This is a genomic window from Sporolactobacillus shoreicorticis (genome assembly GCF_024125445.1).
Lineage (GTDB): Bacteria > Bacillota > Bacilli > Bacillales > Sporolactobacillaceae > Sporolactobacillus > Sporolactobacillus shoreicorticis.
In genome coordinates, this window is the sequence record NZ_JAMXWM010000042.1 from 1 (window position 1) to 18,068 (window position 18,068).

General features: G+C 41.9%; 26 protein-coding genes. 4 read left to right on the forward strand and 22 right to left on the reverse strand.

Annotation, left to right across the window (positions count from 1 at the left end; all coding sequences use genetic code 11):
• Positions 1-355: 355 nt before the first annotated feature.
• The 11 genes from NIE88_RS20685 to NIE88_RS20730 all read right to left on the reverse strand — a co-directional run bounded on the left by NIE88_RS20685 (position 356) and on the right by NIE88_RS20730 (position 7,179).
• Positions 356-1,024, reverse strand: a complete 669-nt coding sequence (locus NIE88_RS20685; protein ID WP_253065286.1) for an ATP-binding cassette domain-containing protein — start codon at positions 1,022-1,024, stop codon at positions 356-358.
• Between the two features lie 7 nt (positions 1,025-1,031).
• Positions 1,032-1,130 carry an ATP-binding cassette domain-containing protein gene (locus NIE88_RS22910; RefSeq protein ID WP_373689468.1) on the reverse strand — a complete coding sequence of 33 codons (99 nt, stop codon included), beginning with the start codon at positions 1,128-1,130 and terminating at the stop codon, positions 1,032-1,034.
• Positions 1,131-1,261: 131 nt separating this feature from the next.
• On the reverse strand, positions 1,262-1,753 hold the full coding sequence (gene tadA, locus NIE88_RS20690; protein WP_253065288.1) for a tRNA adenosine(34) deaminase TadA: 492 nt from the start codon (positions 1,751-1,753) through the stop codon (positions 1,262-1,264).
• A gap of 111 nt (positions 1,754-1,864) precedes the next feature.
• Complete coding sequence (uraA, locus tag NIE88_RS20695) at positions 1,865-3,136, reverse strand: uracil permease (RefSeq protein WP_373689469.1); 1,272 nt, start codon at positions 3,134-3,136, stop codon at positions 1,865-1,867.
• A 137-nt stretch (positions 3,137-3,273) separates the two neighbouring features.
• Positions 3,274-3,915 (reverse strand): Bax inhibitor-1/YccA family protein, encoded by a 642-nt coding sequence (locus NIE88_RS20700; protein WP_253065292.1) that lies wholly within the window; start codon positions 3,913-3,915, stop codon positions 3,274-3,276.
• Between the two features lie 202 nt (positions 3,916-4,117).
• Positions 4,118-4,264: a YpzG family protein gene (locus NIE88_RS20705; protein WP_253065293.1), complete on the reverse strand. Its 147-nt coding sequence runs from the start codon at positions 4,262-4,264 to the stop codon at positions 4,118-4,120.
• A 3-nt stretch (positions 4,265-4,267) separates the two neighbouring features.
• Positions 4,268-4,438: a small acid-soluble spore protein K gene (gene sspK, locus NIE88_RS20710; protein WP_309247062.1), complete on the reverse strand. Its 171-nt coding sequence runs from the start codon at positions 4,436-4,438 to the stop codon at positions 4,268-4,270.
• 71 nt (positions 4,439-4,509) lie between these two features.
• On the reverse strand, positions 4,510-4,986 hold the full coding sequence (locus NIE88_RS20715) for a DUF6241 domain-containing protein (RefSeq protein WP_253065302.1): 477 nt from the start codon (positions 4,984-4,986) through the stop codon (positions 4,510-4,512).
• A 500-nt stretch (positions 4,987-5,486) separates the two neighbouring features.
• Complete coding sequence (clpP, locus tag NIE88_RS20720) at positions 5,487-6,074, reverse strand: ATP-dependent Clp endopeptidase proteolytic subunit ClpP (protein ID WP_309247061.1); 588 nt, start codon at positions 6,072-6,074, stop codon at positions 5,487-5,489.
• A gap of 38 nt (positions 6,075-6,112) precedes the next feature.
• Complete coding sequence (locus NIE88_RS20725; RefSeq protein WP_253065304.1) at positions 6,113-6,781, reverse strand: RNA polymerase sigma factor; 669 nt, start codon at positions 6,779-6,781, stop codon at positions 6,113-6,115.
• Positions 6,782-6,849: 68 nt separating this feature from the next.
• Positions 6,850-7,179: a DUF6054 family protein gene (locus NIE88_RS20730; protein ID WP_253065305.1), complete on the reverse strand. Its 330-nt coding sequence runs from the start codon at positions 7,177-7,179 to the stop codon at positions 6,850-6,852.
• 121 nt (positions 7,180-7,300) lie between these two features.
• Here NIE88_RS20730 and NIE88_RS20735 point away from each other — a divergent pair, with 121 nt between their 5' ends.
• From NIE88_RS20735 to NIE88_RS20745, 3 genes are all read left to right on the forward strand, one after another.
• On the forward strand, positions 7,301-7,477 hold the full coding sequence (locus NIE88_RS20735) for an NUDIX hydrolase (RefSeq protein ID WP_253065309.1): 177 nt from the start codon (positions 7,301-7,303) through the stop codon (positions 7,475-7,477).
• 407 nt (positions 7,478-7,884) lie between these two features.
• Complete coding sequence (locus NIE88_RS20740; protein WP_253065311.1) at positions 7,885-8,319, forward strand: hypothetical protein; 435 nt, start codon at positions 7,885-7,887, stop codon at positions 8,317-8,319.
• A gap of 255 nt (positions 8,320-8,574) precedes the next feature.
• Positions 8,575-8,748, forward strand: coding sequence for a hypothetical protein (locus tag NIE88_RS20745; protein ID WP_253065313.1), 174 nt, complete (start codon positions 8,575-8,577; stop codon positions 8,746-8,748).
• A gap of 340 nt (positions 8,749-9,088) precedes the next feature.
• Here NIE88_RS20745 and NIE88_RS20750 read toward each other — a convergent pair whose 3' ends face one another.
• Positions 9,089-9,505, reverse strand: coding sequence for a DUF5412 family protein (locus tag NIE88_RS20750; RefSeq protein WP_253065315.1), 417 nt, complete (start codon positions 9,503-9,505; stop codon positions 9,089-9,091).
• Between the two features lie 113 nt (positions 9,506-9,618).
• Between NIE88_RS20750 and NIE88_RS20755 the strand changes: the two genes are divergently transcribed.
• A complete protein-coding gene (locus NIE88_RS20755; RefSeq protein WP_253065317.1) occupies positions 9,619-10,374 on the forward strand; it encodes a polymorphic toxin type 44 domain-containing protein in 756 nt (251 codons plus the stop codon).
• 658 nt (positions 10,375-11,032) lie between these two features.
• Here NIE88_RS20755 and NIE88_RS20760 read toward each other — a convergent pair.
• The 10 genes from NIE88_RS20760 to NIE88_RS20815 all read right to left on the reverse strand — a co-directional run.
• Complete coding sequence (locus NIE88_RS20760; RefSeq protein WP_253065318.1) at positions 11,033-11,554, reverse strand: hypothetical protein; 522 nt, start codon at positions 11,552-11,554, stop codon at positions 11,033-11,035.
• Between the two features lie 750 nt (positions 11,555-12,304).
• Positions 12,305-12,955: a DUF3800 domain-containing protein gene (locus tag NIE88_RS20765; protein ID WP_253065319.1), complete on the reverse strand. Its 651-nt coding sequence runs from the start codon at positions 12,953-12,955 to the stop codon at positions 12,305-12,307.
• Between the two features lie 129 nt (positions 12,956-13,084).
• Entirely contained in the window at positions 13,085-13,474 is a 390-nt protein-coding gene (locus NIE88_RS20770) for a hypothetical protein (protein WP_253065320.1), read from the reverse strand.
• A 13-nt stretch (positions 13,475-13,487) separates the two neighbouring features.
• Positions 13,488-14,528: a GH25 family lysozyme gene (locus NIE88_RS22515; RefSeq protein WP_290446627.1), complete on the reverse strand. Its 1,041-nt coding sequence runs from the start codon at positions 14,526-14,528 to the stop codon at positions 13,488-13,490.
• Positions 14,525-14,929 carry a phage holin family protein gene (locus NIE88_RS20790; RefSeq protein WP_253065322.1) on the reverse strand — a complete coding sequence of 135 codons (405 nt, stop codon included), beginning with the start codon at positions 14,927-14,929 and terminating at the stop codon, positions 14,525-14,527. Before NIE88_RS20790 ends, NIE88_RS22515 begins: the two co-directional genes overlap by 4 nt.
• A gap of 46 nt (positions 14,930-14,975) precedes the next feature.
• Positions 14,976-15,110, reverse strand: coding sequence for an XkdX family protein (locus NIE88_RS20795; protein WP_253065326.1), 135 nt, complete (start codon positions 15,108-15,110; stop codon positions 14,976-14,978).
• Complete coding sequence (locus NIE88_RS20800; protein WP_253065328.1) at positions 15,107-15,367, reverse strand: hypothetical protein; 261 nt, start codon at positions 15,365-15,367, stop codon at positions 15,107-15,109. The genes NIE88_RS20795 and NIE88_RS20800 overlap by 4 nt, the downstream gene beginning before the upstream one ends.
• A complete protein-coding gene (locus NIE88_RS20805) occupies positions 15,364-16,155 on the reverse strand; it encodes a hyaluronate lyase N-terminal domain-containing protein (RefSeq protein WP_253065330.1) in 792 nt (263 codons plus the stop codon). The genes NIE88_RS20800 and NIE88_RS20805 overlap by 4 nt, the downstream gene beginning before the upstream one ends.
• A complete protein-coding gene (locus NIE88_RS20810) occupies positions 16,152-16,586 on the reverse strand; it encodes a hypothetical protein (RefSeq protein ID WP_253065332.1) in 435 nt (144 codons plus the stop codon). Before NIE88_RS20810 ends, NIE88_RS20805 begins: the two co-directional genes overlap by 4 nt.
• On the reverse strand, positions 16,586-18,068 hold a 1,483-nt coding region (locus tag NIE88_RS20815), incomplete at its 5' end, for a phage tail spike protein (RefSeq protein ID WP_253065334.1). The genes NIE88_RS20810 and NIE88_RS20815, both read right to left, overlap by 1 nt.

An 18,068-nucleotide genomic window follows, 5' to 3' on the forward strand; every position in this document is an offset into this window, starting at 1 on the left:
AGGATTCACCCCACCAATAGAGTTATGTTCCTTTCAAATCAAAACCAAGCAAATAAATCGCCGCCTCTTACTCAGCATCAGAACTTTTTCTTCTGAAGAAGAAAAAGATACAAGGAGTAAGTTACTGAAAAACAAACGACGAAAATAACTAACAATGCAAACACGCCGTTTCCATTGAAATAATCTCCATTCTCACTAATTTTTAACATTGGACAGATTGGCGAAACAATAAAGACCAAGAATTTAAAAAATGTCATGAATCCCGAACAAAGAGATAAAATCACAACTAAGGTCATTAACAAGATGCTTGACCTTCTATCTCGCATTATTCTTTTATGGAAGAACAGTCCACTAATCATTCCCAATGGTATAGCGGAAAGATGGCAAACAAGTCCCTGAAAAGATTCGTACCAATGAAAAACTCGACTATAAAAGGACCGCCCATAATATAGGTAATATAAAATATGATCCGATTAGGCTTCATTGAATAGGTAAAGATTAGCCCCAAAAACCACACGGTGACTGGTAAAATCTTATTGGTATGAAAATAGCGAGCAGCTTTGATTTGTAGGACCGGGGCCGGTACGAGTTGATTATTTTTTATCACCAATATTCTATTGGCTAAACTTTTTATTAAATAATGCTCATGACAGGACATGATGAGCGTACCACCATGATTTATGTAGTGTTTTGCCATACTGATAAATTTTTTCTGCGAATCCTTATCCTGTCCTGACAAGGGTTCGTCAAGAACGAGCAAATCAGAAACATTTAGAAATGATTGGATGACACTCACTTTTTGTTGAGATCCTTTTGAAAGGTATTTCACCGGAGTGTTAAGAAAGGCATCAATGAAAAGGTCTTTTGACAACGTTTCAATTTTCTTCTCTAAAACGAAGGATTCAATTCTTTTAATTTTTCCTATGTGTCTTAAATAATCTCTGGTTCTTAAAGCTATTTGCGGCATTTTTTCCGGTATATAATTAATCTTTATCGCTTTATCACGTTCAATAACGCCCTGCATCTGATTCTTAAACCCCCATCAATACATTGAGCAGCGTACCTTTACCCGTTCCGTTATGTCCCGTGATTGCGACTGCATCGCCTCTATATAATAGCCAAATTAACATTATTGATCAATGGATTCCCGAAATGTCCAATTGATACATTTTTAAGCCTGATAAAGTGTTTGCTCCATTCGTGTCCCCTGTAAGGCGCGCTTATTTAAAATCCTTAGCTCGCTGTTACGAACGCAAGCATATCATAAATTGTCTCGGCCATCGTTCGCCTTTTTCTTATTCTCTCTCAAATTGTGGAAGAAATCTGTGAGCATCCGACCGCAGCGATCCCCAAGCACTCCGGCCGTGACTTCGGCACTGTGGTTAAAACGAGGTTCTTGAACAAGATTCATCAATGTTCCGGCACATCCGGCCTTGGGATCTGCCGCGCCATAGACCAAACGGTCGATGCGCGACAGGACAATGGCGCCGGCGCACATCGGACACGGCTCCAATGTAACATACAGCGTGCATTCGGATAGGCGCCATGTACCTAGTTTTCGACTTGCCTCTTCAATCGCCATCAGTTCGGCATGCGCGGTCGGCTCCTGCAGGGTCTCGCGCTTGTTATAGCATCGCGCAATCACTTCGCCATTATGAATAATCACAGCGCCGATCGGTACCTCGCCGATTGCCTCCGCCTTGCCGGCTTCGCTAATTGCCAGTTCCATAAACCGTTCATCATCCGAACACATGGGCAACCCTCCTGTCTGATCAGCAGTATACCCAATGAAGCCGCATAATTCAAATGGAAAAGAGACACCCCTACAAAGGGAGTGTCTCTCCATTAAAACTTGCAAAACCAATTATTCTTCTTCATTAGAAAGATGCAGTTTATTGATCAGCGCGAAGAACAGACTGAGCAGCACACCGACGATCGTCGCAAGACCCATGCCGTTCAGAGGAACCTTGCCGATATTAATCGTCACACCGCTGAGTCCGGTCGCAAAAATCACGGTTGCCAGAATGATGTTCTGTGCTTTGGCGAAATCAACCTTTGACTCCACAAAAATACGGAAACCGTTTGACGCAATCACACCGTAAAGAATCAGCGAAATACCGCCGATAACTGCGGGAGGAATCGATGAGATCAGCGCCGACAGTTTGCCGACAAAGGAAAGGATAACAGCAATGACCGCTGCGCCGCCGATGATCCACGTGGAATACACACGCGTAATCGCGAGTACACCAATATTCTCACCATAAGTTGTATTCGGTGTTGAACCAACAAAACCGGAAATGACCGTGGAAATACCGTTACCGAACATCGAACGATCAAGCCCCGGGTCCTTAATCAGATCCTTGCCGACAATATTACCGGTAACAATTAAATGTCCGATGTGTTCGGCAATGACGACCAGTGCGGCAGGAAGAATAATTGAAATGCTGGCCATATCCCACGTCGGTGTGTAGAAGTGTGGCAGAGACAACCAACTGGCCTCCGCAACCGGCTTAAAGTCTAGAATACCGGCACCCCAAGCAATAAAATACCCGGCAATAATGCCGATCAGAATCGGAATGATCTTCATGAATCCGCGGAACAGCACCCAGCCAAGAATGGTGATCAGGATTGTCAGCAGCGACACAAGCACTGTTTTCGGATCCATCGCCCATTTGACAGCCCCCGCCGGAGCAATTAAACCGGCACTCGTTGCAGCCGTCGGAATCAGCTGCAGCCCGATGAGCGCAACAATCGAACCCATTGTGACGGGAGGAAAAACAACGTCAATCCATTTTGTACCAATAAGATGAATAATAAAGGAAACAACAATGAAAACCAGGCCGACGGCAATAAACCCGCCGAGCGCCGCTTGATAGCCGCTTGTTCCGATTACGGCGAGCACTGGCGAAATAAAAGCGAAACTCGAACCCAAATAAGCCGGAATTTTTCCACGGCAGATCGCCAAATAAAGTAATGTGCCGACCCCATTCATGAGTAAGATGGTTGCCGGATCAACCTTGAAAATAAGCGGTACGAGAACTGTAGACCCGAACATCGCAAATAAATGCTGAAAACTTAAAGGAATACTTTCAATCAAAGGAAGCTTTTCGTTTGTTTGAACGATGCGTCCTGCCACGTCTATCTCCTCCATATGTATTTTTGTCCATCTTGACTAGTATACCTGATGCGGGCAAACACATGGAAGAATTAAATGGCTCCTGTAGAATTTTTTTTCAAAAAAAAGACGCCTCAGCGTCTCTTATATCATCACATTCAGTTTTTCGATCCGATACCGATAAATTGCAGGATATACAGGAACAAGTTGATGAAGTCGAGATAGATCGACACAACAATCATTGGAATGTCTTCATCCGTAAAACCATGCACCGTCATTCGGCTGAAGTCAAACAATGTATACCCGACGAAAATCAGAATGCCAAGTCCTGAATAAATCTGCGCCGTCATCGTAGACACAGGGATAAAAGCGCTGAAGAGTGATAAAACAAGCAGCGCAATTAAACCAATGAATAAGAATCCGCCGAGAAAGGAGAAGTCACGTTTGCTTACCATGGCATAAACGGCGATCGCGGCAAACGATACCGTTGTCACCGTGAACGCCTGCAGCACAAGTGACGCACCGAGCAAGTTTACGTAGTGTCCGATCGCCGTATACAAGGTCACGCCCGAGATAAACATAAACCCATACATCAATGAGTAGCCGACCGCCTTGCGCTTTCTTACAGTCATCATCATAAAGATCATTGCAATTTCTACGATAAACAGCGGCAAACGCAGTGCGTCAGAGACATATTGTCCCAAATAAAGGCCTACTGTCGTCACAAGCAACCCGGAAAAAAACGCTGTGAACAATTTTGAGTACGGTTTGCGAACCGCATGTGATGCAAATTCAACCATAAACTGTCATCCTCCTTAAAGCTTGTAATATACATACGTCTGCATTTCTGCAAAAGTTTCCGTTGTCCACTACTTATCTTTATGCTTTTATTAACCTTTTTAAAAGGCTTACATCCATTATACAAAGAAAATTCGAAAAATCAAAATAAGGAAAAGGCGGTTTCCTTTTGGAGAACCGCCTTCCTTACCTTTTGATCCGGTTTTACTTTTGGTGACGCCTTGCATTGACTTCAAGAATTTTTCCTGATTGTGTCTGCTGCGTTTCGCCGTTCACTTGATTGGGCGAATGCTTGGCATGTGACATGCCGAAGCGCTTGATCATTTCATCGGTTCTGCCCGGCTCTTTCACCTGTCATCCCTCCGTATGATCGTTATTCCGCTGCTGGTCATGTGCAGAAAACATCCGCTGCCCGGGACGGGTATTTATGCTCCCATCCGTACGCTTCGATACGTGCGAAGGATCCGCCGCCGGCCATAATTCCGCTTCTTTCTGCACACTGTATCGTGTTCCCGGCTTATCCACCAAGGTCAAAACCTCCTTTTCAAAAGGTGGTTTTATTATGTGCGGCATTACTTTTTCTATTCATTAGCGAATTATTTTTTGTTTTGCGCTTCTATGTACTGTCTTTCTTCTGATGCAGCTAATAATCCTGTCGCTTTGCCGATTGTCCCGCCTTGAATCTTCCATATTGCATTTTGATCTTGAACTGCCTTGGAAAAATCACCGTTTTCCCAGCAGTTTAAAATGGTGTGGTACGTCTTTTCATAGGTGAATGTATTCTTCTTCAGCGCACGATACAGCCAGTCAATGCGATTTTGCGTCATCAAAATAAAGCCCCATTTTTGATCAGCCTTCACCTTTTGATGCGTCATTTCATGAATGAACAACTGCATGTCGTCATCGGTTAGATCATTGATCTTCTTGTTCTCGCCAAACGGATTTTTCTTGTCGTTAAGATCCGCCCGGTTGATTTTTTCAATCATTTTCTCTGCCGTCTGCTGATGTAATTCATTATGCTGCTGTTTCTGATAAAAATGATAGCCCGCTCCGCCAATAACAGCGAAGATCATCAAATAACCTAAAACAGTGAAAAAAACCTTTTCATGTCGCGCTTCCCCTATGTTTAGGGTACTTGAGATCGGCATCATGCATAAGAATAAGACAGAAAATAATAAAAACCGGGCAAAAAGCGCCCGGTCCTTACTTTCACAGGATGTAATGGCTTTCGCGTTGCGTGCAGGACGTATGCGTAATTAGCGAACGTTCCTTTACGCCAAAGGCATTTTTGAATCATCAACCTTGTCTTGAACAGACATTTCTATTTCATAAATTATTTTGGTCCTTAACGAGGGGAATAAGCGGAATTTCTCCATCTATTTAAGTAATTTTTCCATTCATCTTCTAATCTAATTTAACCGGAATTTTTCCGTCTATTTCTGAGATTTGGCGCTTGCCAGATCGTCCAACCAAATCTTATGACGTTGTTCGTCGTACCAGCAAGGCAAAACGATAAACTTTCTTTACCTGTTTAAAAACCCAACGCTCCATTGCGCCGGGCTGAATCATTTGCTTACAATTTTTCAATGATTTTATCGACAAAACCATACTCCTTCGCCTGTTCGGCAGTTAGAAAGTTGTCCCGATCCGTATCCTTCAGAATCTGTTCATAGCTGCGGTTCGATGTCTCCGAAAGGATCCTATTCAGCTTTTCTTTCGTTTTCAAAATGTGCCGCGCACTGATTTCGATATCACTTGCCTGACCTTGCGCGCCTCCTAGCGGCTGATGAATCATCACTTCGCCGTTTGGAAGCGAAAGGCGTTTGCCCTTTGTTCCCGATGTCAAGATGATTGAAGCCATCGATGCAGCCATACCGACACAAATCGTCTGAATGTCCGGCTTAATAAAATTCATCGTATCCAGAATCGCGAAGCCAGCAGATACAGAGCCACCCGGACTGTTTACATAGATCGAGATATCCTTTTCTGAATCCTCTGAAGCTAAGAAAAGCAACTGTGCCACAATACTATTTGCAACCTCATCGTTGATTTCCGAACCAAGAAAAATAACGCGATCCTTCAGCAAACGTGAGTAAATATCGTAGGAACGTTCCCCACGGCTGGATTGTTCAATGACATATGGAATAAAAAATGATGACACAGTAAATTCCTCCCTGTAATTCAATTCAAACAACTAGTTTAAGCAGCCATTCGGCAGATAAATCCGGAGTCGCCGAAACCAGATTCACGCACATGATGCCGGTGCGCCTCCTCCCGGTAAAGGGCAAGCAGCCGATCAGGATCGCCGCTTTGAAAAGCATTGATGTAACGCGCCAAACGCCTTTCATCCGGAAGCGTGTCCGCGCCCGGCTGATCGGATGCAACACGCCTTTTCGCCCGATGATAAATCACACGCACATTGCCTTCGGTTTCTCCCAATCGTTTGGCGATCTCGGGCGCAGTCAGTCCCCAACCCGCCTGCATTAAGTATACCAGTCTTTGCTTGGCATTTAACCTTTCAAGCACGATTTTCATCGCTGAAATAAATTGTTCACTCGTTTTCTTTCCTTCACTGCAAGCGGCGATCTCATCAAAGGATTCTTGAGCATGTTCCGTCACACGTACTTTCCGATGCTCGTCAATCCATGTGTTTGAAATGATGCGATAGAGATATGCCTTTGTGAACGTCCGAGTCACACGTTTCTGCCATGCTTTGAAACATTTCAACATCGCGCGCTGAAAAAGATCCTCGCCGTCCCACGCATTTCCCGCAAGTCTCACGCACTGCCGGCGCATCATGGCCATATGCGGGCGAATACGCCGTGCAAACGCATCATCACGCGCTTGATTTTCCAATTGGCTGTTCATCGACTGCCTCCTCCTTTGCCCCTTTATCTATACAAACGAAAAAACGACTTCAAACGTTACACGTCCATTTATTTAATCGTATATTTCGTGAAACGATCAGAAAATTCCTTTAACCAGCTATCTGCCGCGCCCCAATCCCAGGAGGTAAGCAACGAAGCGGAACCGCCAGTGGCAACCGCCGCCACCTTTGTCTTTCCTGAAAAATTGTCAATAATCGCAGTCAATGCGGCGTAGCTACTGTTACGAAAAAAGTATTTCTGGTAAACAAGAATCCATTGTTCAACACCGGCCGCATGCGAATGCGATTCAAACACTTGATCGGCGTCCTCCTGCTTTTTTTTAATCAAAGCCGCTGCTTCTTGTACCGATAAAGAAACAAAAAATGTGCGATCAGCCATCTTCATCCCCCAGCCCGTGCCAACTAATAAATTACTTTTGACTGTAACAAACTTAATCGAGACATTCAAGAAAAGCGACAAAGACTTATAATTAAAGAAAAAATAAGATCGGAGGAATTCGATGTTTATCGTCATCGTTGAGGCCGCCATTTATCAAGACGGACATTGGCTGATTATTAAACGTAGTGAAAAAGAAAAGCATGCTGCAGGGAGACTTTCACTTGTTGGCGGAAAAGTAGATCTTGACGATCATCCAAATGATGTTTTGGAGTATGCACTGCGCCGCGAAATAAAATAAGAAATCGCTATTGAAGTAAGCGATCCAAAGTACGTAAAAAGTACTTCATTTCAATCACCTGATGGTCAATGGGCGCTCGAAGCAATTTTTCTGTGCAGACCAAAATTTGGCACACCGCGCGCCGTCAGCGCCGATGAGGTTGCCGAGTTTTATTAGTTGACCACTGAAGAGGTTCTGAGTCATCCTCAAGCTCCTGATTATCTCAAAGATCAAATTGCTCAAGCAGAGCATGTACTTAAAAATATTCAGACTTTAAAATAAAATTTAAATGCATTTCGCATAATGGCTCATGAAAAAAATTTATAAGAATCATCAATAAAATTGTGTACATTTTGTGTAGATTTTTTGTCGTTATTGTGATAATGTTTGTGGCAATGAAATCAATTAGAGTGAGGCATTCATTGACCATGAAAAGAACATTTTTTAGCAAGCGTATCGGTATCGCAATATTAGTGGCGGCTGCTCTCGTCATTGCAAGCTTAACTGTTTACGGAGAACTGCGAACGTATAAAGGCTATACGAGCATCGCCACACAGCAAGCTGTCGATCATTATTCATTTGGCGTTAATCGGCATATTTTAATCACTCTAAAAAACGGTTATCCCATTGATCTGGACTTGACCTCTGTTCCTCTTAATGTCAAAGTAGGAGCCGGCAATACCCTGCATCACGTTCCCGGCACCCCATCCAAAAACGGCTCATCAAAGAAAACTGCCGGTTATGTATTATCGTTAACACCAAACGCGTATCGTTCATTTCACCAAGCGTTCTTAAACAACTTTGGCGCGGCCGGTATCTTCATTCACGCCCGGCATTCCGAGTTGGTTTACGTATCGATTTGAATTAACTATAGAGAAAAAGAGCACTGCAATTTAGGGAGTGCTCTTTTCTCATTGGGTTTCTTAAATAATAACGATCAATTATTTTTAAAAAAGAGAGCTCAGTCAAATGATTGAAATCCTTAATATAAAAACATTTTGTTATATGGCCCTGGCAGGAATCGAACCAATCGCCTTTCAGCCATTGGTATATCAAGCGTTTGTCCAACTTTCAAAAACACCAAATGCAAATTCGATGCAAAAAAGGTGGACAAATATATGGTCAATTGGAATGCATCTAAAGCGATGATTGAAGAAAACAACCGTAAACTGAATGCATTGAGAAAATACGAAACTGATCATCACAACGATCTGCCAGCAAGTTCTATCTATTGGGCCGTCGATCACGAGATCGAATACCTTGAAAGACAAAACAAGGAGCTTAAAGCCTAGAAAGTGTCGTCCAAATTTAACAAGAAAAAGTATAAAGTAATAAAAATCTTACCCGTTAACCTCTCGCAGTGCGCAAAAACTGATGGTTTTAATCGCATGTAACCGTTCTTTTTGCCAAAACTGTGTTTTGCACAATCTGGCAACATTTAAGATAATGTTTTCGAGGGGATCAGTAATAGGGCTTAACATAAAGAAATACCCGTCCACTCCACATGGACGGGTATTTTGCATTCATCTCATTTTTGTAATGCAATTAAAAGTTAACTATCCGATGTCTCCGTTCTTGGAGTTGTCGTCCTTTGCTTTCAAAATTTGCCAATGCTAAACGTTATCAACTCAATTATTTTCGCCTAAAATCATATTTATCATGGTATATGTTCAGCTTATGACCATTTACATCGACTATATCGTTATTTATCCAATCTATATTTACGTTTTCTCCTTTATCCCAATAAATGTTCCATTTCTTTTTATTTTCTAGATTTTTTATTTCTCCTCGTACAGCATAATCCGTGGTAGCTCCTCCATTAGTCAAATAAATATTAAGCACATTAGAATTGTTGGGGGAATTAGCCGTTTTAATCAACTTCCCATGAGGCAATGCACTCATAGAATAGAAGAAATGATATACTCCAAAAGATAAAGCCCCTATGCCCAGGACTAATAATAAAATCACAACAAGTGCAACAGTTCTCTTTGTTTTCTTAATCAGTTTTATGTCTTGAGCAGACATCCACTCGTTCTCTTTTTTCTTCATTATTTATTATTCACCTCATGTTATATAAAGATATATTTACAATAATTAAACTTTAATCACTGGTAAGTTATGGTAGTGTTTAATTATACCAAATAATAAGGAGTGAACAATACTTGACTAAAAAAACACACAAGGTAGCTTTAACCTATCTATCTCTTTTTTTATCTGTGATTCTAACGTTTAGCCTCCTCCCAAACTTAACTCATGCCCAATCGAAAACAGCTACTTCCAATAACAGTTTAACAGAAAATGAAATGTCAGTTCTAGGGGGTCCAAACGACGGTGGTCCGTTAAAGGACTTAACAAATAGCTTTAGTAAAACAATGATTTCAAATGCTGTATACATGGCATATTTTTCAAGTATGAATAATGGATTTGACACAGGTTCAGTATTTGCAAGCAAAGTCAAAAGCAACGGACCTTGGGACTATAAACATAAATTTGGATCAAAGGCTACTTACAAGTTTAGAGGGCAGCCAAAAACTGGTGAACAATTAGGAAACACTCATTATGGTTATGTTGGTAGAGCAGCAGGTTTTAACGCAACAATATTAATATCAGTCGCCGGCGCGTACCAAATATACAGCGGAACGTCTTATGTAGGCTGGTACAAGTCATATTTTGATGATCCAAGCGATCAAGGCCAGATTAAGTACGGAATCATGTTATGGAACACATATAAACTTGGTATAAAAAGTACATCATCTTCCTCAGTTCTCACTAGCACAGATGATGTACAATCTATCCAAACTAGTCAACAATATAGAGACTTTCTTCTCGCTAACTATAGCAATTTACTTACTGCGAAAGATAAACAAGAAATCGCGAACTATGTAAAGCATTTCGAAGCTAAGAATCAGAAGAATTAACAAAGCTATTTTTAAGTCTTGCACAATAAACAGAATATTATTCTGTATGTACCCCCTTTAAATTTGTTAAAAGGGGGTACATTATTTTAACCTAAATAAAAAGGATCGCGCGCCTGTTGAGTTATCTTTCAATAAAAACAGTTTTATAAAACAGGCTATTCGCTATCCGCAACAACTAGATCCGCTGAATAAACGGCTGGTTGTTTACGATGCTTATGGATTAAAAGAACGATATGCTTTTGACGATATTATGGATGCAAAGATCGGAGAAAGTTCAAATATTAATTGATGTTTATTGCGGAAAAGATATTACCATAATATATGATGGCTTCACCCTCTTTGCCTTCAGTTCATTCTACACTTTACGTAGGATTTTTATCTTAAGAACAGAAAATACCCGTCCATGTGGGGTGGATGGGTATTTTTATGCACTGCGAATACGTGAGTGCGCCAATAAACTTACTTCTTAATATCATTTCGAAAATTTACTTTTTAAATAATCTAACACGAAGGAGATAACCACGTACCCTATTAAAGCGGGGAGATAATATCCATTTCCTCCATCAGGATTAATAAAAATGTACGTGAATAGAATAATAACAAGAATAACTTTAATGAAGATAAATACCTTATTATTCGCCAATGCCTCTTCACCTCACTATTTACTATAGGTGCGGCTCACTTTACCTGCAAGATGTGTCCTCGCCCTGTTTGTATAGAAATAGTATACTGTTTTTTCTTTTATCGGTACTCCATTGGACCATTTTCTATATATTTTTTCTGTGACATATTCATTAGGAGCATATGCAGCATAGTATGTTGCGACAATAGCACCGATAGCCCTTACCTTTGTCCAGGGGACAATTTCCAATATGGCCGCACTTATCGCTGATTTCGTAACCGCGATAAATTTTTTTGAATACTTAAGTGACCCCCAATATTTCCAACTTATTCCACCACCCCCTGGACCTGGCGTCATTTTAAATGGAGTTATCACATTTTCATTTAAATTATCAGCAATGTTGTCTTTATTCGAATAGGGGGCAAAAGATTCTGGAACATTAACGTTTAAAGAATCTTTTTTTAGTGTTTCCGCATGGGCACTATCTGCAAATAGCGAAAGTGGAGTAAGCGTTATAGCTAATGTTAAGACCAAAACAATAAATTTTTTAAACTTCATCGAACTTATGCATCTCATATAATCACTCCTTATAATTTATATGAAAATATTACCATAGCTTATGCCATATTAATCCGCACATTTCATGCGTGATCCCGTATTTTTTTATGCGGTATCACGCATATTAACGCACATTAGCGCGGTAAATCATTGCAAAGATAAATTATCACACGGGAGTTTAATAGCTTATAGGGAAACATAACTATGTTTCATATTAAATTCCATAATTTACTATGAAATTAAAAATCATTGAGCATCATTTAGCTTTCCGGATGACGAAGATTGGTTTACCGACTCCGTCTACATCTGCCACGATCCGGAAATCAAGCAGAAATTACTCGCATCGAAGAAAAGACATGATCTCTGGAAAAAGTTCGGATCTATAGCGTAAAAAAATTCTATTTTAAAGAACAAAAGGATGGATGCCCAACAATCGGCAGACACACAGTCTGCTTATGTACATAATAAATGCACACGATAAGTTAGGGCTTAATCCATCCTTTAAAAACATTATATGAAAAATTATTAGTTATTATACAATTTTAAAGGCGCAAAACCACTAATACGACTACCACATTAGGCAGTTTATGTGCAGATGTTTTCACACGTATTTAGCGGGTTTACTTGCGCCGAATAAACATAATCAAGTTAATTGCAATTTATAGATAACTTTCTTTACTTTTCTTTACACAATCATATAATACCACACTTATCCTAATTGTAAACAGATTGAATATTCGCTCTGTTTTATTAAACGCCAAATGTTCTATATGGAAACTGATTTTTTGTAATCAATTTTGACCTAAGAATATCAAAATAAGCTGAATAGTCATATTCGTATTTTGTGTTAACTGCATTCGCTACAAAATCAGCCGCTTGAATAGGATAGCTATTTTGTGATTCTAAATAGTTTACTTCTATATCAATGTCGAAACCTTTTTCATACATCAGACACAGCCTAATATAGTCTTGAAATGAATTTGAAGACTGGACTTTAATTGTTCTTTTGTCCAAGTTTATAACTATTTTTTTTCCTAAATTTCTTCGTGCAATCGGTTCAATTAATAATTTGAGCATAAAATTATAGAGAAGGTTCTCATCATCTTTCAAATTCTGATTAACATGCGTAAGGTCAGAGACGATATAATGAATTTTAATTTCCTTAGATGCTATTTTTCTAAGAAAATAATCCTTAATTATAGCAGTTGAATCAGAGGCTTTGATTTCTTCTCTACTTTCATATCTTGGAAAAGTTAATTTAGTTTTTAATACGGATTTTTTTATTATGTTATTTAAGGGTTTAATAGTATTTGCTTCTATACAAGCAATCGTAAAATATCTTCCTTGTCGCCCCAAATTACCAGATTCATCTAGCGTTAAATATACGCACCCGTTTATCACAACTTATCGCCTCTAATCCCTATAACAGAATATATCATAAATTTGCCTTTTATTACATATTTCACGTTTCATCTCCAAAAAAAGTTTAAAAATATGTACACCCGGTCACCCGGGCGGTGAATCATTATGTTATTTCGCTTTAAGTACAGCCTGTTCAATCAACTGTGGAATCAGTGCTTCAATGTCACCAATCGCAGACTTCCCCAGAGCGATCAGTTCCGGTGCCTGAGCAATCACAGCTTTAACCGCATCCTCTTTAACACTTGCAGCGAGTTCAGCCGTGAAAACTCCTTTAGATTTGGCATCCGCAACCACACGCTGATTAAAGTCAGCAACGACCGTTTGAGCAATGGAACCCAGTCCATCAATTACCTTGTTTGCAATGTCTGCCTGCGATGTACCGAGGTGTTTGTCCACTGCATCTTTAATCTTTGGCACGAATGCTGAGATTAAAACGCCGACCCCTGCCACCAATATAGATAATACTGCAGTTAATGCTTGTACGCCTAAATCCTGCATAATAATCATCCTTTCAGTATTTGAGCTTTTGACCCGGATAGATAACATCCGAGTGCAGCTTGTTTATACTTTTTAACTTATTCACTGTCGTTTTCTTCGCTTGAGCAATCTTCCAAAGCGAATCGCCTTTTTTGACAATGTATGGCTTTTTGACTGCTTTCTTAACTGTCCTTTTCCCATTGGATTTCGATAGTGCTGCCGCAGTCTTTGGACCGTAAATGCCGTCTGCGGTCAGTCCATGCGTGAGCTGAAAACGTCGTACCGAATCTTCCGTTTTCGGTCCATAAATGCCATCACAGCCATGATTTTTTGCGCCCTTATCCGGGTAAAAATAAACGCTAGAAAGTTGTTTCTGCATCGTGAGCACCGCAGAACCTTGATTGCCGCGCTTCAGAAGAGATATGGAAGACTGTTTCTTTGGCTTTTCCTTAACCGCCGCCGGCTTGGAGGCAGAAGGCTTACTTCCGTCGACAATCGTATCGGTGTAGGCAATATTCTCATCCACGTTGCCGGAGATACCCGGCACTCGCGCACTGGATGTATGCTGCCAAATGTGGGCATCACGTCCAAGCACATCGTTATAGCGGGCAATCCAAATTAGGAGACCTGGGCGCAGCTTGGACTCAATCAGACGGCTATCAAAGAATGATTTTCCGGAATAGATTCCGAGTTTCGTATGCCCTGCTTTTGCCAGCTGGTCGAAGAATGCATTGACAAATGCGGTCAGCTTGTCCGGATCTTTGTTCAGGCTTGCCGCTTCCACATCACAAAATAAGTAGGATTCATTTCCGGTCAGATTTTTAAGCAGCCAATCTGCTTCTGCCCGTGCATCTGATTCGGACACACCGCGGAAAAAATGATAGGCATGCACGGCAAGACCAACAACTTTTGCCTCTGCTACGTGCTTTTCATAGTACGGATCGATGATCCGACTACCCGCCTCACTGCCCTCGGTTGCCTTGGCAATTACAAATTGATACCCTGCATCCTTAACTTTGTTAAAATCAATGTCGCCCTGGTAACGAGCGACATCAATGCCCTTAATCTCTGTCATTTCTGATCCCCTTTTCCTTTTAATATTGACACCATATTTTTAATTTGTTCCGGCACGGGTAAGCCTGTCCGCCCGGCATTTTCTAAAATGGACAGCAGTTCATTTGCAAGATAAAAATATACGGTTGCGTCCATGATGATATGTCTGAATCCGACTGCCGCATCCGCTAGATGCGCGACCGCGACAATAGAAAAGAGCATCACCTTTTTGGCAATGCCCCTGAATCCTATTTTGCTGGATAATGTTCCGGTATAAGCTGCGGCCAGCAGTCCACTCAGATAATCGATCACAACGAAAGTCAGTAAAATTTGAATCAGCGGCGTCCACCCTCCAAATAAATAACCCGTTACCGCCCCAATCGCCGCCGCGATTAATCGGTAAATCGTTTCGTACCTGTTCATCGTTAAGCCTCCCGAAAAATGCAAAATAAAAAGACCTTTTAAGGTCTTATGCTGCGTAATCCTGCCCCGTGATCGTTTTGTAGTCCTCCGCCGTAATGTCCCCTGACTTGACAAACTCTTTCACGTCGTCATTGGTATAGAGTTTCAAGTTATAAAATTCTTTTACCCAATCTTTAATCACGACGATGCCCCCTTGAGTGCTGCAATGTCCTGCTTCATTTTCGTCTGCTCAAGCAAAATTTGTGCAATCTGTTGCTGTTCTGCGGTCGCGGGCTCCGCGTCAAATTCCTGCCCATCCGCGAGCGTAAACTTTGAAAAATCAGTAATACCGTGAAAGGCGAAAACGACAGTAGAGCCATTTAATCCAATAACCTCACTGTCTGTTTTTATAATTTTTTCAGCTTGATATTGCTCGTCCATAAAAGTAAGAGTTTTCATCTTATTTCACTGCTCCCATCCGCATATTCTGCTGTAGTTCCCGCAGGCTGAGTACCGATTTTTCCAATTGTCGTGTTCCTTTCAGCCCATAACCCAAGTTTATTTCCCGTTCCTGTGTTGTTTCCGCTGTACACCGAAGAATTGATTCCACATGATAGTGCTCTATCGGTATTGCTTATTTGACTATTTATTATTGATGCACGAGAGGTAACAATGTTTAAACCTGCTTGATTACTTATACCTGTACCGTCGATTTTTATGGAATCGAAAGAAACATTTAAAGAACCTTCCGACTTAATGGCACCATAGTCGATGATTCCGCTAGCGGAATCTGTTCTAGCACTAGACACATGGGATATTTGGACTGCTGACATGCATTTTGATATTAATAAGCCCCCTTTTATTAATACATCATCGGGAGAATCTAAAACAATAGCTCCACCAAATTTATTTCTTAAAACTGCGACTTCAAGGTAAGTTCCTTCTGATAATATGACTCTTATTCTATTCTGGATAAAGTCTGGAATTGTATCAAAACTATGCTGAATGGTCTTGAATGGCCTAGATTCTGTTCCATCCCCCGTTTCGTCGCTTCCGTCCAGAGCAACATAATAGTCAATAGTTGCCGTTGTCATCGTTGGAGCATCCCCCACTCGTGCCACTTCCTGATTACCACCAGCACCAAAAAACAGCTTTTTCGTGTCCGTAACAACTGCAATTTCTCCCGCCATCAGCTGCGGTAAGTCTGCTTCGTTTCCCCTGTAATGCTGTATCGGTCTGTAACTCACGACCATACACCTCCATCAATTAGATTTTTCCTGTCCTCAACGACTCGATCCGCAAATGTTCCGCAGTCGATCACTTCAGTGTCTCGGGTTGCGCCAAATGTGCCCGCGTCGATGGGGGCAAGCTGCGCGGCAATCAAGCTGTAATCGGCATCGATACGTTCTCCGATCGTGCTATGACTTTCGCCTGTCGCCGTATTGGTTCGCGCGGCAACGATTTCGGCAGAAGATGGATCGTCAAGCGTCATGTTCGCAAGCTCATTATTAAATTTTTTTTCAAGCGTGGCTTGTCTTTGTTCGGTTTGTTCCGTCCGGGTTGTCGCTGCTTCCGCTTCCTTATTCACAGCTTCCAGACCGTCAGCCAAGCTTCCCCGTACTTCACGGCCATACACCGCAGTTCTGATTTTGTTCAAAAAATCTTTAATATTCGCCATCAGCCTGTACCTCCTTCCAGCGCTTCAACGCGGCTCACTAAATCGTTCAAGTCAATTTCTTGCAGTACTGTGATTAAATCAAGCTTCGCCTTATCCGTCGCTGGCATCAGACCTGCAGTTTCTGACGTCGCTTCCTCATAGCTTTGCAAGTCATCCAGCTTCGCTTTATCGACGGCAGACATCAGCCCTGATAACTCTGGCGTTGCCTCCTCATAGCTTTGTAGATCGTCAAGCTTCGTCTTGTCCAAACTGCTCATCAGCCCGTCTGTTATCGGTGTTGCGGGCCCATAAGTTGGTAGGTTGTCTATAGCATTGTTTAGATCGTCAACCGCTGCCTGCAGGTTTTCCACGCCCTGCCTGAGTCCGGGTATATCTCCGTCCGTCAGTGCTTGCTGTACGGACTGCACGATATCGTCCACAGAATCTAGCTCTGTTTTTAGCGTGCCGATCGTCTGTGTCTGACTTTCCACCGTCCGTTCCAGCTGAACAATACTTTTAACTTGTTTCCGGCTGGCTCTCTGGTACTCGATCAGTGTCTGATACTTATCCCCGATCGTAAGCGAGATGTTCAGCGGATTCACGAGATCGTTGTCCTTCTCAATCACCTGCAGGCGTTCGTTAATACCAAACACAGGATTCACTACTGCATAGCGATTCCCAGCTTCCAGCTCGTCAAATTCGCTATTAATCAGGCTTACGTCGACCGGAGTGATCGAATACGTGATCTTCGCTGCTTTCTGCTGCGCCAGAAACTGCTGGCCTTTTGCCTTTAGTGTTGCTTTATCCGACACGTCGTCCAGCTCAAGCGTGCCTACGATAATGCCAAACTCAGCGATCATGTCCGGATCGTCCAGGTAATCCTTACCGCCATTCACATCGGCGATTGTAATCCGCGCCTTGCTTGCTCCTGTATCATCCGGATTGTCACTTTCAATTTTTGCACCCAGCGGGACTAGACGTGTAATCACGTCCAGCGGATCGATTTCACGTTTCATGTCTTTCAGATTCGATCGTAAACGGATCTCGGTCTCTGAATTCTCACCAACTTCGACCAGATAGTCAAGATAATTTCCGTCAGATTCTTCCCGGATGACCAAAAAGCCGCCCAGTCGATCCAGCAGCTTGTCCTTAATCGTCGCATACGTTTTATCGTAGCCAAGATACCGATACAGGCTGTCATTCGGATCTGTCACCGTCACGTTACCGAGTTTAAACTGCTTGTACGGCTCGACCTGCCGATTGTGATTCTCAAGCATCACGCCAAGAAAATCACGCACGGTGATGTTATGGTATTCGCCGAATCGTTGATTCGAGTCGTTAAAGTAAGCCAGCCGATCTTCACACGCATACTCGATACTGAACAGCCCATCACTTGTCATCGTTTGCGTAGGTTTGAGCACCCGACCTTTAAAAATTCGCTTCTTTCGCTTAAAATCCCGAACTTCGATCAACGTTTTAAGCGGCTTGATTTTCCCCCAACCG